Genomic DNA, 20,653 nt, shown 5'->3' on the forward strand with positions numbered 1-20,653 from the left:
CTGTTCGAAACAATGCCTAGCCTGACGCCCCTGGGGCTAGCGCATTGTTTTTATAAAGTCGCGATCTCCAGCCGCTTGGCAATAACCCCGCCGCCGTTAAGCCATTTTGCCGTTTGCCTGCCCCATATTCTGACGTTATGTTAATTCGATAGCGACAACCCATAAAAATTTAGGGGCATTGCCCCGCAGCAGGCGCTACGTTCCGGCGCCAGAGAAGAATAAGCAAGCCTGGAGGCAAACCCATGGAGATGTTGTCAGGAGCCGAGATGGTCGTCCGATCGTTGATCGATCAGGGCGTTAAACATGTATTCGGCTACCCCGGCGGGGCGGTGCTCGATATCTACGACGCCCTGCATACGGTTGGAGGGATCGATCATATTCTGGTGCGCCACGAGCAAGGTGCGGTGCACATGGCCGACGGTTACGCGCGCGCCACCGGCGAAGTGGGCGTGGTGCTGGTGACCTCCGGCCCCGGCGCCACCAACGCCATTACCGGTATCGCTACCGCTTATATGGACTCGATCCCGATGGTCGTCCTGTCGGGGCAGGTGCCCAGCTCGCTGATCGGCTACGACGCCTTCCAGGAGTGCGATATGGTGGGGATTTCTCGGCCGGTGGTGAAACACAGCTTCCTGGTGAAACGCACCGAAGACATCCCGGCGGTGTTGAAGAAGGCCTTTTACCTGGCCTCCAGCGGCCGCCCCGGCCCGGTGGTGATCGATCTGCCGAAAGACATCGTCGGCCCGGCGGTGCGGATGCCTTATGCCTATCCGCAGGACGTGAGCATGCGTTCTTACAACCCGACGGTGCAGGGCCACCGCGGGCAAATCAAACGCGCGCTGCAAACCATTCTGGCGGCCAAAAAGCCGGTGATGTACGTCGGCGGCGGCGCGATCAACGCCGGCTGCGAAGCCGAACTGTTGGCGTTGGCGGAGCAGTTGAACCTGCCGGTGACCAGCAGCCTGATGGGGTTGGGGGCCTTCCCCGGCACTCATCGCCAGAGCGTTGGCATGCTCGGCATGCACGGCACCTATGAAGCCAATAAAACCATGCACCATGCCGACGTGATCTTCGCCGTCGGCGTGCGTTTCGACGATCGTACGACCAACAATCTGGCCAAATACTGTCCGGATGCCACCGTGCTGCACATCGATATCGATCCGACCTCGATCTCCAAAACGGTGGACGCCGATATCCCGATCGTCGGCGATGCCAAGCAGGTGCTGGTGCAGATGCTGGAGCTGCTGGCGCAGGACGAGAAAGCGCAGGATCACGATGCGCTGCGCGATTGGTGGCAGTCTATCGAGCAGTGGCGCGCCCGCGACTGCCTGGGCTACGACAAAAACAGCGGCACCATCAAGCCGCAGGCGGTGATCGAAACTCTGCATCGCCTGACCAAGGGCGACGCCTATGTCACCTCGGACGTCGGCCAACATCAGATGTTCGCCGCACTCTATTATCCGTTCGACAAACCGCGCCGTTGGATCAACTCCGGCGGCCTCGGCACCATGGGCTTCGGCCTGCCGGCGGCATTGGGCGTCAAACTGGCGCTGCCGGAGGAAACCGTGGTGTGCGTGACCGGCGACGGCAGTATTCAGATGAATATTCAGGAGCTGTCCACCGCGCTGCAATATAACCTGCCGGTGGTGGTGGTGAACCTCAACAACCGCTATCTGGGCATGGTCAAGCAGTGGCAGGACATGATTTATTCCGGCCGTCATTCGCAGTCTTACATGGATTCACTGCCGGACTTCGTCAAGCTGGCCGAGGCTTACGGCCATGTCGGCATCGCCATCCGCACGCCGGATGAGCTGGAAAGCAAGCTGGCGCAGGCGCTGGCGGAAAAAGAGCGGCTGGTGTTCGTCGACGTGACCGTCGATGAAACCGAACATGTCTACCCGATGCAGATCCGCGGCGGAAGCATGGACGAAATGTGGCTTAGCAAAACGGAGAGGACCTGATCATGCGCCGTATTTTATCTGTCTTGCTGGAAAACGAATCCGGCGCCCTGTCGCGCGTGGTGGGGTTGTTCTCCCAGCGCGGTTACAACATCGAGAGCCTGACGGTGGCGCCGACCGACGATCCGACGCTGTCGCGCATGACTATCCAGACCGTCGGCGACGAGAAAGTGCTGGAGCAGATTGAGAAGCAGTTGCACAAGCTGGTGGACGTGTTGCGCGTCAGCGAGCTGGTGCAGGGCGCTCACGTTGAACGCGAGATCATGCTGGTGAAGCTGCAGGCCAGCGGCTACGGCCGTGAAGAGGTGAAACGCTGCGCCGATATTTTCCGTGGCCAGATCGTCGATGTGACGGCGACGCTGTATACGGTGCAGCTGGCCGGCACCAGCGACAAGCTGGACGCCTTCCTGAGCGCGGTGCGTGAAGTGGCGGAGATTGTGGAAGTGGCGCGTTCCGGCGTGGTCGGCGTGTCGCGCGGCGACAAAATCATGCGCTGAGCGCGGTCTGGCGGCGAATAATCGGGGGCGCGGCGTGGCTGCGCCCTTTGTTTTTCGGCCTTTTTTGCCCGATTGCCGGCACCTTTCGGCAAAAGCGGTTGCTAGGTAGTGTTTTCTGCTGTTAGATCGCAGAGGCTGGATTGAATAACCGCACGGGATGCCATGGTTAATCCGAGCACAGCCTTCACTTCTATTTTCAGCGTCATTAAGGGGTTAATGTGAAACTGGATGAAATCGCGCGTCTCGCGGGCGTTTCGCGCACGACGGCCAGTTATGTCATCAACGGCAAGGCGAAGCAGTATCGTGTCAGCGATAAAACCGTCGAGAAAGTGATGGCCGTGGTCAGGGAGCATAACTATCACCCGAATGCCGTCGCGGCGGGGCTGCGCGCCGGGCGTACCCGTTCTATCGGCCTGGTGATCCCGGATCTGGAAAATACCAGCTATACCCGCATCGCCAACTACCTGGAGCGCCAGGCGCGCCAGCGTGGCTACCAATTGCTGATCGCCTGTTCCGAAGATCAGCCGGACAACGAAATGCGCTGCATTGAGCACCTGCTGCAGCGTCAGGTGGACGCCATCATCGTCTCCACCGCCTTGCCGCCGGAGCATCCTTTCTATCAACGCTGGGCCAACGATCCGCTGCCGATCATCGCGCTGGACCGCGCGCTGGATCGCGAGCATTTCATCAGCGTTGTGGGCGCCGATCAGGAAGACGCTTTTGCGTTGGCGCAGGAGCTGCGCACCTTCCCGGCGGAGTCGGTGCTGTACCTGGGCGCCTTGCCGGAGCTTTCGGTCAGCTTCCTGCGTGAGCAGGGCTTCCGCCAGGCCTGGCAAGAGGATCCCCGCCACGTCGATTACCTGTACGCCAACAGCTACGAACGCGAAGCCGCCGGTGCGCTGTTTGCCGAATGGTTGAAAACGCACCCGATGCCGCAGGCGCTGTTTACCACGTCGTTCTCTTTATTGCAGGGCGTGATGGACGTGACGCTGAAGCAACGCGGCCGCTTGCCGACCGATCTGGCGATCGCCACCTTCGGCGATCATGAACTGTTGGATTTCCTTGAGTGCCCGGTATTGGCGGTAGCGCAGCGCCATCGCGACGTGGCCGAGCGCGTGCTGGAACTGGTGCTGGCCAGCCTGGACGAACCGCGTAAACCCAAGCCGGGGCTGACGCGCATTCGCCGCAATCTGTTCCGCCGCGGCAGTCTGAGCCGCAAGTAGTTTGCCTGACAGGGGCCCGCGTTGGCGGGCTCCTTTAGACGTAACCTGCCACCCGAAACAGCCGCCGGCAGTATTCCAGGAAGTAACCATACACCACGCCCATCGCCATGGAGACCAGCGCATTGCTGGTTACCGCCGCCAGCATTTGTTGGCCGTCGGCGCCCACGCTCCATAAAATTGCAGCATAAACCGGCGACTGGAAGCTGACATAGGCCAGCAGATCGGCGAGATTGCGCAGTAGGAACTGGCCGTGCGGGCAACGGCGCGCCGTGCGGATAAACAGATCGCGATAGCGGCCATAAGGCCAGGCGATCAGAATGTTGACCGGGATCGACAACAGGCGTGAAGAGAGGGATTGCTGGAAGCTCATGCCGGAGATTAACACTTCAATCGCCATACCGGCGATAAAGCAGTACACCACCAGTGCAAACGTATCGGCAGCGGCGCTGCGCCAGCGTGCGGCGGGCGAAAGCATGTATCTCTCCTTTTGTGTTAATGTGCTGTTAATTTTATAATTTGTGGTTGTTAATTCTGGTTTTTTGCTTTTTATATAGTTTACTGATCTGGTTTGTGTTTTTTAACTAGGTTTATATTTTTATTTTTAACATTTGTTCGGTTTTTGTCCCGCAGGGCCGGGGCGCAGGAAGGGATGGAGAGATTAAAATCGGTGTTTTTAAATAAACCTATTAAAAACATGCTGTTGCGATTTTTTGTGTCCGCGGGGGGATTTTTCCGGCAAAAATTGTGGAAATAAGGTGTAAGAAAATGAAACCATAATTGTAAACAGGTGTTTTGGGAATAATCTTACCAAATTGATTTAAATCGAAATTACTTCTGCTCGTAATATCCGAGCCATTTATTTTCGCCGTGCTCTCATCATGGCGGTGCAAATTGAAGTAAAATAGCGCGCAGTTTCACGGTGAATAACGATTGAGCGTTATTAACTCAAGGAGTTATAGCCTTATTCTGCGGTCGACTCGTCAGGCGCCGAGCCTTGGCGCGCGCGGGGCGGCAGCGGTTACAGCCCTGAGATTGCCGAGCTGAAAAATGAGACATGGCTTGCAGAAGGAAGTAATGAGTTAATTAATCGCCAGTTCGTCAGGTTTTTAATCAGATTCTTTCCGCCTAGAAAATTCTCTCCGTTTATCATGGTGTTAATTTTTAATCGTCGAATAATCAGAGTTTCTTTCGCGAGTCAGCTCCCAAAATGACCAGAGAAATATTGCCAAAGCGCTGGCGCTCTGGCTTGACAAGGTTTTCATACCCTCCGTAAACTCCATTGTGTGGGAATTTGTGGGGTAAAGTGGTGAAAACGGTCACTAAGGGGTAGCTCAGGAATGTTCCGTGGAGCGACGATGGTCAACCTCGACAGCAAAGGGCGGCTCGCCGTACCTACCCGATATCGGGAATTGCTCAACGAGGAATCGCAAGGCCAAATGGTCTGTACCATTGACCTCCATCAGCCCTGCCTGCTGCTTTATCCTTTGCCCGAATGGGAAATTATTGAACAAAAATTATCACGTCTGTCGAGCATGAATCCCGCCGAGCGCCGCGTTCAGCGCCTGCTGTTGGGACATGCCAGTGAGTGTCAGATGGATAGTGCCGGTCGTTTGCTGTTAGCCAGTACGCTGCGGCAACACGCCGGGCTCACGAAAGAAGTGATGCTGGTCGGTCAGTTCAACAAGTTTGAACTGTGGGATGAACAGACCTGGTATCAACAAGTCAAGGATGATATTGACGCTGAACAGTCGACTCAGGAACCGTTGTCTGAGCGGCTACAGGACTTGTCGCTATAAGCATGTTGGAAAACTATAAACACACCACCGTCCTGCTGGACGAAGCCGTCAACGGCCTCAATATCCGCAGCAACGGCATATATATCGACGGTACTTTTGGTCGCGGTGGCCATTCTCGTCTGATTCTGTCCCAACTGGGGCCGGAAGGGCGCTTGCTGGCAATTGACCGTGACCCTCAGGCGATTGCAGCCGCCAAATCTATTGAAGATCCTCGTTTTACCATCGTACACGGCCCATTTTCCGAGTTATCGCACTATGTGCGGGAGCGCGAGCTGGTGGGCAAGATCGACGGCGTTCTGCTCGATCTGGGCGTTTCCTCGCCGCAGCTTGACGACGCGGAGCGCGGGTTCTCCTTTATGCGCGACGGTCCGCTGGACATGCGCATGGATCCGTCCACCGGCCTGTCTGCCGCAGAGTGGCTGATGAAGGCCGAAGCGGACGACATCGCCTGGGTGCTGAAAACCTTCGGCGAAGAGCGTTTCGCCAAGCGCATCGCGCGCGCCATCGTCGAAAGAAACCGCGTGGAGCCGATGACGCGCACCAAAGAGCTGGCGGATCTGATCGCCGATGCCAGCCCGTTCCGTGAAAAGCACAAGCATCCGGCGACGCGCAGCTTCCAGGCGATCCGCATTTATATCAACAGCGAGCTGGAAGAGATCGAGCGTGCGCTCGACGGCGCGCTGGAAGTGCTGGCCCCGCAGGGCCGTTTGTCGATCATCAGCTTCCATTCGCTGGAAGACCGCATCGTCAAACGCTTTATGCGACACCACAGCCGCGGCGCCCAGGTGCCGGCGGGCATTCCGTTGACCGAGGAGCAACTGCGCGGCATGGGCGGGCGAACGCTGAAAGCGCTGGGCAAAATGATGCCGTCGGAAGCGGAAGTGGCGGACAACCCGCGTGCGCGCAGCTCGGTGCTGCGCATTGCTGAGAGGATGCCCGCGTGATTGGCAACGAACGTCACGGCCTGGTCGGGGTGATTGGCGGCGATCTGCTGCGCAACGCCAAGATCCCCATGATTTTACTGATTGCGTCACTGGTCTCCGCGATTTTCGTGGTGACCACCGCGCACCGCACCCGCCTGCTGACCGCCGAACGCGAGCAGCTGGTTCTGGAGCGCGATGCGCTGGATATCGAGTGGCGCAACCTGATTTTAGAAGAGAACGCCCTCGGCGATCACAGCCGGGTTGAACGTATCGCGACAGAAAAACTGCAGATGCAACACGTTGATCCATCTCAGGAAAATATCATCGTTAAACAATGAATGGTTTAACCGGAATAATGACACGGAGTAGAAAGGAAACGCATGAAAGCAGCGCGCCCCGGTAAGTTGAGACGCCAGGAAGATCAGGCCAGCTTTGTCAGCTGGCGTTTTGCGTTGCTGTGCGGCTGCATTTTGCTGGCGATGGTTGGCCTGATGCTGCGCGTCGCGTACCTGCAGGTCATCAACCCCGATCGTCTGGTGAAAGAAGGCGACATGCGTTCGCTGCGCGTGCAGGAAGTGCCGACCGCGCGCGGCATGATCAGCGATCGCGCCGGCCGTCCGTTGGCGGTCAGCGTGCCGGTGAATGCGGTGTGGGCCGATCCGAAAGAGCTGAACGAACGCGGCGGCATCACGCTGGACAGCCGTTGGAAAGCGCTTTCCGATGCGCTCAACATCCCGCTGGACCAGCTTTCCAACCGCATCAACGCCAACCCGAAAGGGCGCTTCGTTTATCTGGCGCGCCAGGTTAACCCGGCGATCGGCGACTACATCCACAAACTCAAGCTGCCGGGGATCTACCTGCGGCAGGAGTCGCGCCGTTACTACCCGGCGGGGCAGGTGACGTCGCACATCATCGGCGTGACCAACATCGACGGGCAAGGCATCGAAGGCGTCGAGAAGAGCTTCGATCGCTGGCTGACCGGGCAACCGGGCGAGAGAACGGTGCGCAAGGACCGCTTCGGCCGAGTGATTGAAGATATCTCCTCCGTCGATAGCCAGGCGGCGCATAACCTGGTGCTGAGCGTCGATGAGCGCCTGCAGGCGCTGGTGTATCGCGAGCTGAACAACGCCGTGGCGTTCAACAAGGCCGAATCGGGCACTGCGGTGCTGATCGACGTGAACACCGGCGAAGTGCTGGCGATGGCCAACAGCCCGTCTTACAACCCGAACAACATGGCCGGTACGCCGAAAGAAACCATGCGTAACCGCGCTATCACCGATATTTTTGAACCCGGTTCAACCGTGAAGCCAATGGTGGTGATGACCGCGCTGCAAAACGGCGTGGTGAGAGAAAACAGCGTGCTGAACACCATCCCGTACCGCATTCAGGGCCACGAGATCAAAGACGTGGCGCGGTACTCGGAGCTGTCATTGACCGGGATCTTGCAGAAGTCGAGTAACGTCGGTGTTTCAAAGCTGGCGTTAGCGATGCCGTCCTCAGCGTTAGTAGATACTTACTCTCGTTTTGGGCTGGGAAAAGCGACCAATTTGGGGCTGGTCGGAGAAAGCAGTGGCATATACCCAAAAAAACAACGGTGGTCTGACATAGAGAGGGCCACCTTCTCTTTCGGCTACGGGCTGATGGTAACTCCGTTACAGTTGGCGCGAGTCTATGCAACGATCGGCAGTCTGGGCGTGTATCGCCCATTGTCGATCACCAAGGTTGACCCTCCGGTCGCCGGCGAACGCGTTTTCCCTGAACCTCTGGTGCGCACCGTGGTGCACATGATGGAAAGCGTGGCCTTGCCGGGCGGCGGCGGCGTGAAAGCCGCCATCAAGGGATACCGTATCGCCATCAAAACCGGTACCGCGAAAAAAGTGGGCCCGGACGGCAAATACGTCAACCGATACATCGCTTATACCGCCGGCGTCGCGCCGGCAAGTAACCCCCGTTTTGCCCTGGTGGTCGTCATCAACGACCCGCAGGGTGGGAAATACTATGGTGGCGCAATCTCCGCGCCGGTGTTCGGCGCCATCATGGGCGGCGTATTGCGGACCATGAACGTCGAGCCTGACGCGTTGCCCACCGGTGACAAAAGCGAATTAGTGATTAACAAGAAAGAGGGTTCAGGTGGCAGATCGTAATTTGCGCGACTTACTCGCCCCATGGGTGCCGACGGCGCCCGGGCGCGCGCTGCGGGAAATGACATTAGACAGCCGTGTGGCGGCTGCCGGGGATCTGTTTGTCGCCGTGGTCGGCCATCAAACGGATGGACGCCGCTATATTCCGCAGGCCATCGCGCAGGGCGTCGCCGCCGTGATCGCCGAAGCTGACGGTCAGGCCGAAGACGGCGCCATCGTTGAGATGCACGGCGTGCCGGTGATCTACCTGAGTCAACTGAACCAGCGCCTTTCCGCGCTGGCCGGGCGTTTTTACCATCAGCCGGGCGAGCGTCTGCGCCTGGTCGGCGTGACCGGCACCAACGGCAAAACCACCACCACGCAGTTGTTGGCGCAGTGGAGCCAACTGCTGGGCGAAACCAGCGCGGTGATGGGCACCGTCGGCAACGGTCTGCTGGGCCAGGTCTGCCCGACCGAGAATACCACCGGTTCTGCGGTGGATGTTCAACACGTATTAAACGACTTGGCGGAACAGGGCGCGACCTTCGCCGCGATGGAAGTCTCATCCCACGGTTTGGTGCAACACCGGGTGGCGGCGCTGCCGTTCGCTGCCGCGGTCTTCACCAACCTGAGCCGCGATCACCTGGATTACCACGGTGACATGGCCAATTACGAAGCGGCCAAATGGTCGCTGTTCGCCGCCCACAATGTGGGGCAGGCGATCATCAACGCCGACGATGAAGTCGGCCAGCGCTGGCTGAGCAAGCTGCCGGATGCGGTGGCGGTGACGATGCAGGACAACCTGCAGCCGGGCTGCCACGGCCGCTGGCTGAAAACCACGGCGGTCGATTATCACGACAACGGCGCCACGGTTCGGTTCAGCTCCAGCTGGGGCGACGGCGAGATCGAAAGCCGCCTGATGGGCGCTTTCAACGTCAGCAATCTGCTGTTGGCATTGGCGACGCTGCTGTCGCTGGGCTACCCGCTGGAGGCGCTGGTGGAAACCGGCAACCGTCTGCAGCCGGTCTGCGGCCGCATGGAAGTGTTTAACGCGCCGGGCAAACCGACGGTCGTGGTGGATTACGCCCACACGCCGGATGCGCTGGAGAAAGCGCTGGAAGCGGCGCGCCTGCACTGCCAGGGGCAGCTGTGGTGCGTCTTCGGCTGCGGCGGCGATCGCGACAAGGGCAAGCGTCCGCTGATGGGCGGCATCGCCGAGCAGTTCGCCGATCGCGTGGTGATCACCGATGACAACCCGCGTACCGAAGAGCCGCGCGCGATTATCAACGATATCCTGACCGGATTACTGGATGCCGGGCAGGCGCTGGTGATCCACGGCCGCGCCGAAGCGGTGACCAGCGCCATCATGCAGGCGCAGGAGCAGGATGTGGTGTTGGTGGCGGGCAAAGGCCACGAAGATTATCAGCTGGTGGGCAACCGCCGCCTGGATTACTCCGACCGCACGACGGTCGCCCGACTGCTGGGGGTGCTGGCATGATCCCTGTCTCTCTTCAGACACTGGCTGAGGTATTGAGCGCTGAACCGATCGGCGCCGATTGCCAAATTGTCGAGGTGACGACAGACACCCGCAAGGTGACCGCCGGTTGCCTGTTTGTGGCGCTGAAAGGCGAGCGTTTCGACGCTCACGACTTTGCGGCGGATGCCGTAGCCGCAGGCGCCGGGGCGTTGCTGGTCAGTAAGCGCTTATTGGTGGACGTGCCGCAGCTGGTGGTGAAAGACACCCGTCTGGCGCTGGGGCAGCTTGGCGCCTGGGTGCGTCAGCAGGTGCCGGCGCGCGTGGTGGCGCTGACCGGCTCCTCGGGCAAGACATCGGTGAAAGAAATGACCGCCGCCATTCTGCGTGAATGCGGCGAAGTGCTGTATACCGCCGGCAACTTCAATAACGACATCGGCGTGCCGTTGACGCTGTTGCGTCTGGAGCCGCAGCATGATTTTGCCGTGATAGAGCTGGGCGCTAACCACATTGGCGAAATTGCTTACACCACCGCATTGACGCGTCCGCAGACCGCTTTGGTGAACAACCTGGCGGCGGCGCACCTGGAAGGCTTCGGCTCGCTGGCCGGCGTCGCCCAGGCGAAAGGTGAAATCTTTACCGGCCTGCCGGCCGACGGCGTGGCGATCATCAACGCCGATAACAACGACTGGCCGCACTGGCAGAGCATGCTGGGCGGCAAAACCGTCTGGCGCTTCTCGCCGCAGGCGGCCGAAGGCGTGGACTTCTTCGCGGACGACGTGCGGGTGAACGGCGCAGGCACGCAGTTTACGCTGCACAGCCCGTTCGGCACCGCCGAGATCGCGCTGCCGCTGCCGGGGCGCCACAACGTGGCCAACGCGTTGGCGGCCACGGCGCTGGCGATGTCGGTGGGCGCCACCCTCGAAGCGGTGCGTCAGGGGTTGAAACAATTGCAGGCGGTGCCGGGGCGTTTGTTCCCGGTGGCGCTGGCCGAAGGCAAGCTGCTGCTGGACGACAGCTACAACGCCAACGTCGGGTCGATGACTGCGGCGGCGCAGGTGCTGGCGGAGATGCCGGGCTACCGCGTGATGGTGGTCGGCGATATGGCCGAGCTGGGCGCAGAAGCGGAAGAGTGCCACCGTCAGGTGGGTGAAGCCGCCCGCCAGGCCGGGGTCGATAAAGTGATCAGCGTCGGCGGGTTGAGCCGCGTGCTGAGCGAGGCTTCCGGCAACGGCGAACATTATCAGGACAAGACAGCAGTGATCGCGCGCGTGGCGGAATTACTGTCGGAACATGCGGTCATCACCGTGTTAATCAAAGGTTCACGTAGTGCCGCAATGGAGCAGGTAGTACGCGCGTTACAGGAGAAAGCACCATGTTAGTTTGGCTGGCCGAGCATTTGGTCAAGTATTACTCAGGCTTCAACGTCTTTTCTTATCTGACGTTCCGAGCCATTGTCAGCCTGCTGACCGCGCTGTTCCTGTCGCTGTGGATGGGCCCGCGGGTGATCAAGCGTCTGCAAGAAATGTCCTTCGGCCAGGTGGTGCGTAACGACGGCCCCGAGTCGCACTTCAGCAAGCGCGGCACGCCGACCATGGGCGGCATCATGATCCTGACCTCCATCACCATTTCGGTGCTGATGTGGGCCTACCCGTCCAACCCGTATGTCTGGTGCGTGCTGTTTGTGCTGGTGGGTTACGGCATCGTCGGTTTCGTCGACGACTACCGCAAGGTGGTGCGTAAGGACACCAAAGGGCTGATCGCCCGCTGGAAGTATTTCTGGCAGTCGGTGATTGCGCTGATTGTCGCATTCGCCATGTACGCCGTAGGAAAAGACACGCCAGCCACCGAGCTGGTTGTGCCGTTCTTTAAGGACGTGATGCCGCAGTTGGGCTTGCTGTACATCCTGCTGGCCTATTTCGTCATCGTCGGCACCAGCAACGCGGTCAATCTGACCGACGGTCTGGACGGCCTGGCGATTATGCCGACGGTATTCGTGGCGGCCGGTTTCGCGCTGGTGGCCTGGGCGACCGGTAACATGAACTTCGCCAACTACCTGCATATTCCGTATCTGCGTCATGCCGGTGAGTTGGTGATCGTCTGCACCGCCATCGTCGGCGCCGGCCTCGGCTTCCTGTGGTTCAACACCTACCCGGCTCAGGTGTTTATGGGCGACGTCGGTTCGCTGGCGCTGGGCGGCGCGCTGGGCACCATCGCGGTGCTGCTGCGCCAGGAGTTTTTGTTGGTGATCATGGGCGGCGTGTTCGTGGTAGAGACGCTGTCGGTGATCCTGCAGGTGGGATCGTTCAAGCTGCGCGGACAACGCATTTTCCGCATGGCGCCGATTCACCACCACTATGAATTGAAAGGCTGGCCGGAGCCGCGCGTGATCGTGCGCTTCTGGATCATTTCGCTGATGCTGGTGCTGATTGGCCTGGCAACGCTGAAGGTGCGTTAATCATGGCAGACTATCAGGGTAGAAAAGTCGTCATCATCGGGTTGGGCCTCACCGGCCTGTCCTGTGTCGATTTCTTCATGGCGCGCGGCGTGACGCCGCGCGTGATGGATACCCGTATCGCGCCGCCAGGGTTGGACAAACTGCCTGAAAGCGTGGAGCGCCATCTGGGCGATCTGAACCAGGACTGGCTGCTGGCGGCGGATCTCATCGTCGCCAGCCCGGGCGTCGCGCTGGCGACCCCGGCATTGAGCGCCGCGGCTGACGCCGGCGTGGAAATCGTCGGCGACGTCGAACTGTTCTGCCGCGAGGCGCAGGCGCCGATCGTGGCGATTACCGGCTCCAACGGCAAGAGCACCGTCACCACCCTGGTGGGCGAGATGGCGAAAGCCGCCGGTTGGGCGGTGGGCGTGGGCGGCAATATCGGCCTGCCGGCGCTGAGCCTGTTGCGCCAGGAATGTCAGCTTTACGTGCTGGAGCTGTCCAGCTTCCAGCTGGAAACGACGTATAGCCTGCGGGCGGCGGCGGCGACCATCCTGAACGTGACCGAAGATCATATGGACCGCTATCCGTTTGGCCTGCAGCAGTATCGCGGCGCCAAGCTGCGCGTGTATGAAAACGCCGCGGTGTGCGTGGTGAACGCGGACGATGCGCTGACCATGCCGGTGCGCGGCGCCGACGAACGTTGCGTCAGCTTCGGGGCGGACGTGGGCGACTATCACCTGAACCGTCAGCAGGGCGAAACCTGGCTGCGGGTGCGCGGTGAGAAGGTGCTGAACACGCGCGAGATGAAGCTGACCGGCCGCCACAACTACACCAACGCCCTGGCGGCGCTGGCGTTGGCGGATGCGGTCAATATCCCGCGAGCCTCCAGCCTGAAGGCGTTGACCACCTTCACCGGCCTGGCGCACCGCTTCCAGCTGGCCTGGGAGAACAACGGCGTGCGTTGGATCAACGATTCCAAAGCCACCAACGTCGGCAGCACCGAAGCGGCACTGAACGGCCTGCAGGTGGACGGCACGCTGCATCTGCTGCTGGGCGGCGACGGCAAGTCCGCCGATTTCTCGCCGCTGGCGCGCTATCTGCAGGGCGACAACGTGCGGCTGTATTGCTTTGGCCGCGACGGTGCCCAGCTGGCGCAGCTGCGGCCGGAAGTGGCGACGCTGACCGAGACCATGGAGCAGGCGATGCGCACCATCGCCGGCCGCGTACAGCCCGGCGATATGGTGCTGTTGTCGCCGGCCTGCGCCAGTCTCGATCAGTTCCGTAATTTTGAAGTGCGCGGCGATGAGTTCGCCCGCCTGGCGCAGGAGCTTGGCGGATGAAACTACGCTTGCCGAACTTCGGGCTGACAGAACGGCTGAAAGACTGGGTGACCGGCGCGCGCGACAACGACGCGGTCAACATGGTGCTGTACGATCGCACCCTGCTGTGGCTGACCTTCGGGTTGGCGATCATCGGCTTCGTGATGGTGACCTCGGCGTCGATGCCGATCGGCCAACGCCTGGCGGACGATCCGTTCTTGTTCGCCAAACGCGATGCGCTGTACCTCGGCCTGGCGTTCGGCCTGTCGCTGGTGACGCTGCGCATCCCGATGGAAGTTTGGCAGCGCTACAGCAACGTGATGCTGCTGATGTCGATCGTGATGCTGCTGATCGTCCTGGTGGTGGGGAGCTCGGTGAACGGGGCCTCGCGCTGGATCGCGCTCGGCCCGCTGCGTATTCAGCCAGCGGAGCTGTCCAAGCTATCGCTGTTCTGCTACCTGGCGAGCTATCTGGTGCGCAAGGTGGAAGAGGTGCGCAGCAACTTCTGGGGCTTCTGTAAGCCGATGGGCGTCATGGTGGTGCTGGCGGTGCTGCTGCTGGCGCAGCCGGATCTCGGCACCGTGGTGGTGCTGTTCATCACCACGCTGGCGATGCTGTTCCTGGCCGGCGCGAAAATGTGGCAGTTCCTGGCGATCATCGGCTCCGGCGTGTTCGCCGTGGTGCTGCTGATTATCGCGGAACCGTACCGTATGCGCCGCGTGACCTCGTTCTGGAACCCGTGGGCCGACCCGTTCGGCAGCGGCTACCAGTTGACCCAGTCGCTGATGGCGTTCGGCCGCGGCGAGTTCTGGGGGCAGGGGCTCGGCAACTCGGTGCAGAAACTGGAGTATTTGCCGGAAGCGCACACCGACTTCATCTTCTCCATTTTGGGTGAAGAACTGGGCTATATCGGTGTGGTTTTAGCCCTGTTAATGGTATTCTTCGTCGCTTTTCGCGCGATGTCCATCGGGCGCCGTGCGCTGGAGATCGACCAACGCTTCTCCGGCTTCCTGGCCTGCGCGATCGGCGTGTGGTTCAGCTTCCAGGCGCTGGTTAACGTCGGCGCCGCCGCGGGCATGCTGCCGACCAAAGGTCTGACGCTGCCGCTGATCAGTTACGGCGGCTCGAGCTTGCTGATTATGTCGACGGCGATTGTGCTGTTGCTGCGAATTGATTATGAAACGCGCCTGACCAAGGCTCAGGCGTTTGTGAAGAGGTAAGGGATGAGCGGGAAACCTAAGCGTTTAATGGTGATGGCAGGCGGTACCGGCGGGCACGTGTTCCCGGGGCTGGCGGTCGCGCATCATCTGATGGCGCAGGGCTGGCAGGTGCGCTGGCTCGGAACCGCAGACCGAATGGAAGCCGATCTGGTGCCGAAGCACGGGATCGAGATTGATTTTATCCGCATCTCCGGCCTGCGCGGCAAGGGCCTGAAGGCCCAGTTGACGGCGCCGCTGCGGATCTGGCAGGCGGTGCGGCAGGCGAAAGCCATCATGCGCAGTTATCAGCCGGATGTGGTGCTGGGGATGGGCGGTTACGTTTCCGGCCCCGGCGGCCTGGCGGCCTGGCAGTGCGGCATCCCGGTGGTGCTGCACGAGCAGAACGGCATCGCCGGCTTGACCAACCGCTGGCTGGCGCGCATCGCCGCCAAAGTGATGCAGGCCTTCCCCGGCGCGTTCCCGAACGCCGAGGTGGTGGGCAACCCGGTGCGCACCGACGTGTTGGCGCTGCCGTTGCCGGCGGAGCGGTTGCAAGGGCGCGAAGGCCCGATCCGCGTGCTGGTGATTGGCGGAAGTCAGGGCGCCCGCGTGCTGAATCAGACAGTTCCTGAAGTCGCGGCGCGTTTGGGCGATAGAATTACGCTCTGGCATCAGGTTGGCAAGGGCGCGCTGGAAACGGTGCTGCGCGACTACGAGAGGGTAGGGCAGACGCAGCACAAGGTGACCGAGTTCATCGACGACATGGCCGCCGCCTATGCCTGGGCCGACGTGGTGGTCTGCCGCTCCGGCGCGTTGACCGTCAGCGAAATCGCGGCGGCGGGGCTGCCGGCGATCTTCGTGCCGTTCATGCACAAGGATCGTCAACAGTACTGGAACGCACGCCCGCTGGAAGAAGCCGGCGCGGCGAAGATTATCGAACAGCCGCAGTTCAACGCCGATGTGGTGGCCGAACTGCTGGCGAGCTGGGATCGCAAGACGCTGCTGGCCATGGCCGAGAAAGCGCGCGCGGTCGCCATTCCGGACGCCACCGAGCGCGTGGCGGCAGAGCTGGTGCGGCTCGCCAAGTAACGAGTGCAGGGGTTCGGCGCGCCGAACCTGAATAAAAGCAATGTGATGTAGGGCCGGGGTACCGGATCCGGATTAGAGAGAGTGATGAATACACAACAACTGGCGAAACTACGTACTATCGTGCCCGAGATGCGTCGCGTCCGGCACATTCACTTTGTCGGCATCGGTGGCGCCGGCATGGGTGGTATCGCCGAAGTGTTGGCAAACGAAGGGTATCAGATCAGCGGCTCCGACCTGGCGCCGAATCCGGTGACCCAGCAGTTGAGCGCGCTCGGGGCGACGATTTATTTCAATCACCGTCCGGAAAACGTGCTGGATGCGAGCGTGGTGGTGGTGTCTACCGCCATCTCCGCCGACAACCCGGAGATCGTCGCCGCCCGTGAAGCGCGCATCCCGGTGATCCGCCGCGCTGAAATGCTGGCGGAGCTGATGCGTTTTCGCCACGGCATCGCTATCGCCGGCACGCACGGCAAAACCACCACCACGGCGATGGTCTCGAGCATTTACGCCGAAGCCCGCCTGGACCCGACCTTCGTTAACGGCGGGCTGGTGAAGGCGGCGGGCACCCACGCACGACTGGGGTCCAGCCGTTATCTGATCGCGGAAGCGGATGAGAGCGATGCGTCGTTCCTGCATCTGCAGCCGATGGTGGCCGTGGTCACCAACATCGAAGCCGACCATATGGACACCTACCAGGGCGACTTCGAGAACCTGAAGCAGACGTTTATCAATTTCTTGCACAACCTGCCGTTCTACGGTCGCGCGGTGATGTGCATCGACGATCCGGTGGTGCGTGAGCTGCTGCCGCGCGTGGGTCGCCATATCACCACCTACGGCTTCAGTGAAGATGCCGACGTGCGCATCGAAGACTACCGGCAGATTGGGCCGCAGGGGCACTTTACCCTGAGCCGTCAGGACAAACCGTTGCTGACGGTGACGCTGAACGCGCCGGGCCGCCACAATGCGTTGAACGCAGCGGCGGCGGTGGCGGTAGCGACCGAAGAAGGCATCGACGACGAAGATATCCTGCGCGCGCTGGCGGGCTTCCAGGGCACCGGGCGCCGCTTCGATTTCCTCGGCGAGTTTCCGCTGGAGCCGGTCAACGGCAAAGCGGGCAGCGCGATGCTGGTGGACGATTACGGCCACCATCCGACCGAAGTGGATGCCACGCTGAAGGCGGCGCGCGCCGGTTGGCCGGACAAGCGTCTGGTGATGATCTTCCAGCCGCACCGCTACACGCGCACCCGCGATCTGTACGACGATTTCGCCAACGTGCTGTCGCAGGTGGATGTGCTGCTGATGCTCGACGTGTACGCCGCCGGCGAAGCGCCGATCCCGGGCGCGGACAGCCGCTCGCTGTGCCGCACCATCCGCAGCCGCGGCAAGTTGGATCCGATCCTGGTTTCCGATGCCGATACCGTGCCGGAAACCCTGGCGCAGCTGCTGCAGGATGAAGACCTGGTGCTGGTGCAAGGCGCCGGCAACGTGGGCAAAATCGCCCGTAAACTGGCCGAGCTGAAGCTGCAGCCGCCGAAGAAAGAGGAGGAGCACCATGGCTGATAAAGTTGCAGTTCTGCTGGGCGGCACCTCCGCTGAACGTGACGTTTCTCTGCAGTCCGGCGCCGCGGTGCTGGCCGGGTTGCGCGAAGCCGGTATCGATGCGCACGGCGTCGATACCCGCGATTTCCCGGTGACCCAGCTGAAAGAGCAGGGGTTCACCAAAGTGTTTATCGCGCTGCACGGCCGCGGCGGCGAGGACGGCACCCTGCAGGGGCTGCTGGAGTTCCTCGAGTTGCCTTATACCGGCAGCGGCGTGATGGCCTCGGCGCTGACCATGGACAAATGGCGCACCAAGATGGTGTGGCAGTCGATGGGCTTGCCGGTGGCGCCTTACGTGGCGCTGAATCGCCTGCTGTATCTCGGCGCCGAAAAAGCGGCGCTGCTGGCGCGCGTGGCGGATCTCGGTCTGCCGGTGATCGTCAAGCCGAGCCGTGAAGGCTCCAGCGTCGGCATGAGCAAGGTCACCGAAAGCGCGGCGTTGGCAGCGGCGTTGGAAGAAGCCTTCCGCCATGACGACGATGTGCTGGTGGAGAAGTGGTTGAGCGGCCCGGAATACACCGTGGCGATGCTGGGCGATCAAGTGTTGCCGTCGATCCGTATCCAGCCGGCCGGCGTGTTTTACGACTATCAGGCCAAGTACATTTCGGACGACACGCAGTACTTCTGCCCGAGCGGTTTGAGCGCCGAGCAGGAAGCCGAGATGGCGGCGTTGGCGCTGCGCGCCTACCGCGGTCTGGACTGCAGCGGCTGGGGCCGCGTCGATGTGATGCAAGACAGCGATGGCAGCTTCTATCTGCTTGAGGTGAACACCTCTCCGGGCATGACCAGTCATAGCCTGGTGCCGATGGCGGCGCGCCAGTTTGGATTAAGCTTCTCGCAGCTAGTGGCGAGAATTTTGGAGTTGGCCGACTGATATGTCGCAAGCTGCCCTGAATGCGCGCGATCGCGAGGTGGATAACGGCCCGCGCCGCAGCAATGGAACCCAGTTGGCGGGAATGATTTTCCTGCTGATGGTGTTGGGAACGGTCGTGTGGAGCGGTTGGGCGGTGCTTGGCTGGATGAAAGACGCCAGTCGCCTGCCGCTCTCAAGGCTGGTGGTGACCGGCGAACGCCATTACACCACCAACGATGATATTCGTCAGGCGATCCTGGCGCTGGGCGCGCCCGGCACCTTTATGACGCAGGATGTGGACGTCATCCAGCAGCAGATCGAACGTCTGCCGTGGATCAAGCAGGCCAGCGTGCGCAAACAATGGCCGGATGAGCTGAAGATCCATCTGGTGGAGTATGTCCCGGTGGCGCGCTGGAACGATTTGCACATGGTGGACGCCGAGGGCAAAGCGTTCAGCGTGCCGGCGGAGCGGGCGGGCAAGCAGAAGTTGCCGCTGCTCTATGGGCCGGAAGGGAGCGAGCAGGATGTGCTGGAAGGCTATCGGGCGATGAGCGCCACGTTGGCGGCCAGCAAATATACGCTGAAAATGGCGGCGATGACCGCGCGCCATTCCTGGCAGCTGGCGCTGGACAACGATGTCCGGCTTGAGCTGGGGCGCGATGACCGCAACGGGCGTTTGCAGCGGTTTATCGAGCTTTACCCGGTATTGCAGCAGCAGGGCCAGGCGGAGAGCAAGCGTGTCAGCTATGTCGATCTGCGCTACGAGTCCGGCGCTTCGGTAGGGTGGGCTCCGGTGTTGGTCGATCCGCAGGCGCTTGGCGGTCAGCAAAACAGTAATCAGCAACAGAATCAGGCACAGGCAAAACAACAATGATCAAGTCGACGGACAGAAAACTGGTAGTTGGACTGGAGATCGGTACTGCAAAAGTCTCCGCGTTGGTAGGGGAAGTTCTGCCCGATGGCATGGTCAACATTATCGGGGTGGGCAGCTGCCCGTCTCGCGGCATGGATAAGGGCGGCGTAAACGACCTGGAGTCGGTGGTGAAGTGCGTACAGCGCGCCATCGATCAGGCCGAGCTGATGGCGGACTGCCAGATCTCGTCGGTGTACCTGGCGCTGTCGGGCAAACACATCAGCTGCCAGAACGAAATCGGCATGGTGCCTATCTCGGAAGAGGAAGTGACGCAGGACGACGTGGAGAACGTGGTGCACACCGCCAAATCGGTGCGCGTGCGTGACGAACACCGCATCCTGCACGTGATTCCTCAGGAATACGCCATCGATTATCAGGAAGGCATCAAAAACCCGGTTGGGCTGTCCGGCGTGCGCATGCAGGCCAAGGTGCATCTGATTACCTGCCATAACGATATGGCGAAGAACATCGTCAAGGCCGTGGAACGTTGCGGCCTGAAAGTTGACCAACTTATTTTCGCCGGTCTGGCCGCGAGCTACGCGGTGCTGACCGAAGATGAACGCGAACTCGGCGTTTGCGTGGTGGATATCGGCGGCGGCACCATGGATATGGCGGTGTACACCGGCGGTGCGCTGCGCCACACCAAAGTGATCCCTTACGCCGGGAACGTGGTCACCAGCGATATCGCTTACGCCTTCGGCACGCCGCCGACCGACGCGGAAGCGATTAAAGTTCGACACGGTTGTGCGCTTGGGTCGATTGTTAGCAAGGATGAGAATGTAGAGGTGCCTAGCGTCGGGGGACGTCCTCCGCGCAGTCTGCAAAGACAGACGCTGGCTGAAGTCATTGAGCCACGCTACACCGAACTGTTGAATCTGGTTAACGATGAAATTTTGCAATTGCAGGAGCAACTGCGTCAGCAAGGGGTGAAGCATCATCTGGCGGCCGGTATCGTGCTGACCGGTGGCGCCGCCCAGATTGATGGCCTGGCAGCCTGTGCGCAACGGGTGTTCCACACCCAGGTACGCATCGGCCAACCCTTGAACATCACGGGTCTGACGGATTATGCGCAGGAGCCTTACTACTCGACGGCGGTAGGTCTGCTGCACTATGGAAAAGAGTCTCACCTGAGCGGTGAGACAGAAGTAGAAAAACGCGCCTCGGTGGGCAATTGGTTTAAACGCATCAATAGCTGGCTGAGAAAAGAGTTTTAATGTTTCAACAAAGAGATCATGCTGAGTAATCTTTTT

The 20,653-nt window shown here is 60.8% G+C and carries 18 protein-coding genes; 17 read left to right on the top strand and 1 reads right to left on the bottom strand.

What is annotated here, in order from left to right; all coding sequences use genetic code 11:
• Positions 1 to 242: 242 nt before the first annotated feature.
• From ilvI to cra, 3 genes are all read left to right on the top strand, one after another.
• The gene (gene ilvI / locus ACMGG9_RS02165; RefSeq protein WP_028127857.1) at positions 243 to 1,961 is read left to right on the top strand and encodes an acetolactate synthase 3 large subunit; all 1,719 of its coding nucleotides are present in this window, start codon (positions 243 to 245) and stop codon (positions 1,959 to 1,961) included.
• Positions 1,962 to 1,963: 2 nt separating this feature from the next.
• The gene (ilvN, locus tag ACMGG9_RS02170; RefSeq protein ID WP_004932806.1) at positions 1,964 to 2,455 is read left to right on the top strand and encodes an acetolactate synthase small subunit; all 492 of its coding nucleotides are present in this window, start codon (positions 1,964 to 1,966) and stop codon (positions 2,453 to 2,455) included.
• Positions 2,456 to 2,673: 218 nt separating this feature from the next.
• Positions 2,674 to 3,678 carry a catabolite repressor/activator gene (cra, locus tag ACMGG9_RS02175; protein WP_004932801.1) on the top strand — a complete coding sequence of 335 codons (1,005 nt, stop codon included), beginning with the start codon at positions 2,674 to 2,676 and terminating at the stop codon, positions 3,676 to 3,678.
• Positions 3,679 to 3,712: 34 nt separating this feature from the next.
• Here the strand turns inward: cra and ACMGG9_RS02180 are convergent, their stop codons facing one another.
• Positions 3,713 to 4,153 (bottom strand): L-alanine exporter AlaE, encoded by a 441-nt coding sequence (locus ACMGG9_RS02180; RefSeq protein ID WP_414161881.1) that lies wholly within the window; start codon positions 4,151 to 4,153, stop codon positions 3,713 to 3,715.
• Positions 4,154 to 5,015: 862 nt separating this feature from the next.
• On the opposite strand from ACMGG9_RS02180, the gene mraZ reads away from it, so the two are divergent.
• The 14 genes from mraZ to ftsA all read left to right on the top strand — a co-directional run bounded on the left by mraZ (position 5,016) and on the right by ftsA (position 20,617).
• Complete coding sequence (gene mraZ, locus ACMGG9_RS02185; protein ID WP_004932796.1) at positions 5,016 to 5,474, top strand: division/cell wall cluster transcriptional repressor MraZ; 459 nt, start codon at positions 5,016 to 5,018, stop codon at positions 5,472 to 5,474.
• A 2-nt stretch (positions 5,475 to 5,476) separates the two neighbouring features.
• Positions 5,477 to 6,418, top strand: coding sequence for a 16S rRNA (cytosine(1402)-N(4))-methyltransferase RsmH (rsmH, locus tag ACMGG9_RS02190; RefSeq protein WP_004932794.1), 942 nt, complete (start codon positions 5,477 to 5,479; stop codon positions 6,416 to 6,418).
• Positions 6,415 to 6,735 carry a cell division protein FtsL gene (gene ftsL / locus ACMGG9_RS02195; protein WP_033651674.1) on the top strand — a complete coding sequence of 107 codons (321 nt, stop codon included), beginning with the start codon at positions 6,415 to 6,417 and terminating at the stop codon, positions 6,733 to 6,735. The genes rsmH and ftsL overlap by 4 nt, the downstream gene beginning before the upstream one ends.
• Positions 6,736 to 6,777: 42 nt before the next feature.
• Positions 6,778 to 8,541, top strand: a complete 1,764-nt coding sequence (locus tag ACMGG9_RS02200) for a peptidoglycan glycosyltransferase FtsI (RefSeq protein ID WP_004932790.1) — start codon at positions 6,778 to 6,780, stop codon at positions 8,539 to 8,541.
• Positions 8,528 to 10,015, top strand: coding sequence for a UDP-N-acetylmuramoyl-L-alanyl-D-glutamate--2,6-diaminopimelate ligase (gene murE, locus ACMGG9_RS02205; protein WP_033651673.1), 1,488 nt, complete (start codon positions 8,528 to 8,530; stop codon positions 10,013 to 10,015). The genes ACMGG9_RS02200 and murE overlap by 14 nt, the downstream gene beginning before the upstream one ends.
• Positions 10,012 to 11,373, top strand: a complete 1,362-nt coding sequence (gene murF / locus ACMGG9_RS02210; protein WP_033651672.1) for a UDP-N-acetylmuramoyl-tripeptide--D-alanyl-D-alanine ligase — start codon at positions 10,012 to 10,014, stop codon at positions 11,371 to 11,373. Before murE ends, murF begins: the two co-directional genes overlap by 4 nt.
• Entirely contained in the window at positions 11,367 to 12,449 is a 1,083-nt protein-coding gene (gene mraY, locus ACMGG9_RS02215; protein WP_004932782.1) for a phospho-N-acetylmuramoyl-pentapeptide-transferase, read from the top strand. The genes murF and mraY overlap by 7 nt, the downstream gene beginning before the upstream one ends.
• 2 nt (positions 12,450 to 12,451) lie before the next feature.
• A complete protein-coding gene (murD, locus tag ACMGG9_RS02220) occupies positions 12,452 to 13,771 on the top strand; it encodes a UDP-N-acetylmuramoyl-L-alanine--D-glutamate ligase (protein WP_033641855.1) in 1,320 nt (439 codons plus the stop codon).
• Complete coding sequence (gene ftsW, locus ACMGG9_RS02225; protein ID WP_015376649.1) at positions 13,768 to 14,970, top strand: cell division protein FtsW; 1,203 nt, start codon at positions 13,768 to 13,770, stop codon at positions 14,968 to 14,970. The genes murD and ftsW overlap by 4 nt, the downstream gene beginning before the upstream one ends.
• Before the next feature lie 3 nt (positions 14,971 to 14,973).
• Positions 14,974 to 16,038 (top strand): undecaprenyldiphospho-muramoylpentapeptide beta-N-acetylglucosaminyltransferase, encoded by a 1,065-nt coding sequence (gene murG / locus ACMGG9_RS02230; RefSeq protein WP_004932773.1) that lies wholly within the window; start codon positions 14,974 to 14,976, stop codon positions 16,036 to 16,038.
• A gap of 84 nt (positions 16,039 to 16,122) precedes the next feature.
• Complete coding sequence (gene murC / locus ACMGG9_RS02235; RefSeq protein WP_025301571.1) at positions 16,123 to 17,598, top strand: UDP-N-acetylmuramate--L-alanine ligase; 1,476 nt, start codon at positions 16,123 to 16,125, stop codon at positions 17,596 to 17,598.
• Positions 17,591 to 18,511: a D-alanine--D-alanine ligase gene (locus ACMGG9_RS02240; protein ID WP_414161882.1), complete on the top strand. Its 921-nt coding sequence runs from the start codon at positions 17,591 to 17,593 to the stop codon at positions 18,509 to 18,511. The genes murC and ACMGG9_RS02240 overlap by 8 nt, the downstream gene beginning before the upstream one ends.
• Position 18,512: 1 nt before the next feature.
• A complete protein-coding gene (gene ftsQ, locus ACMGG9_RS02245; RefSeq protein WP_004932761.1) occupies positions 18,513 to 19,364 on the top strand; it encodes a cell division protein FtsQ in 852 nt (283 codons plus the stop codon).
• Entirely contained in the window at positions 19,361 to 20,617 is a 1,257-nt protein-coding gene (gene ftsA / locus ACMGG9_RS02250) for a cell division protein FtsA (RefSeq protein ID WP_004932758.1), read from the top strand. Before ftsQ ends, ftsA begins: the two co-directional genes overlap by 4 nt.
• Positions 20,618 to 20,653: the final 36 nt, after the last annotated feature.

This window comes from Serratia sp. BNK-10 (genome assembly GCF_047456065.1).
Taxonomy (GTDB): Bacteria; Pseudomonadota; Gammaproteobacteria; order Enterobacterales; family Enterobacteriaceae; genus Serratia; species Serratia ureilytica.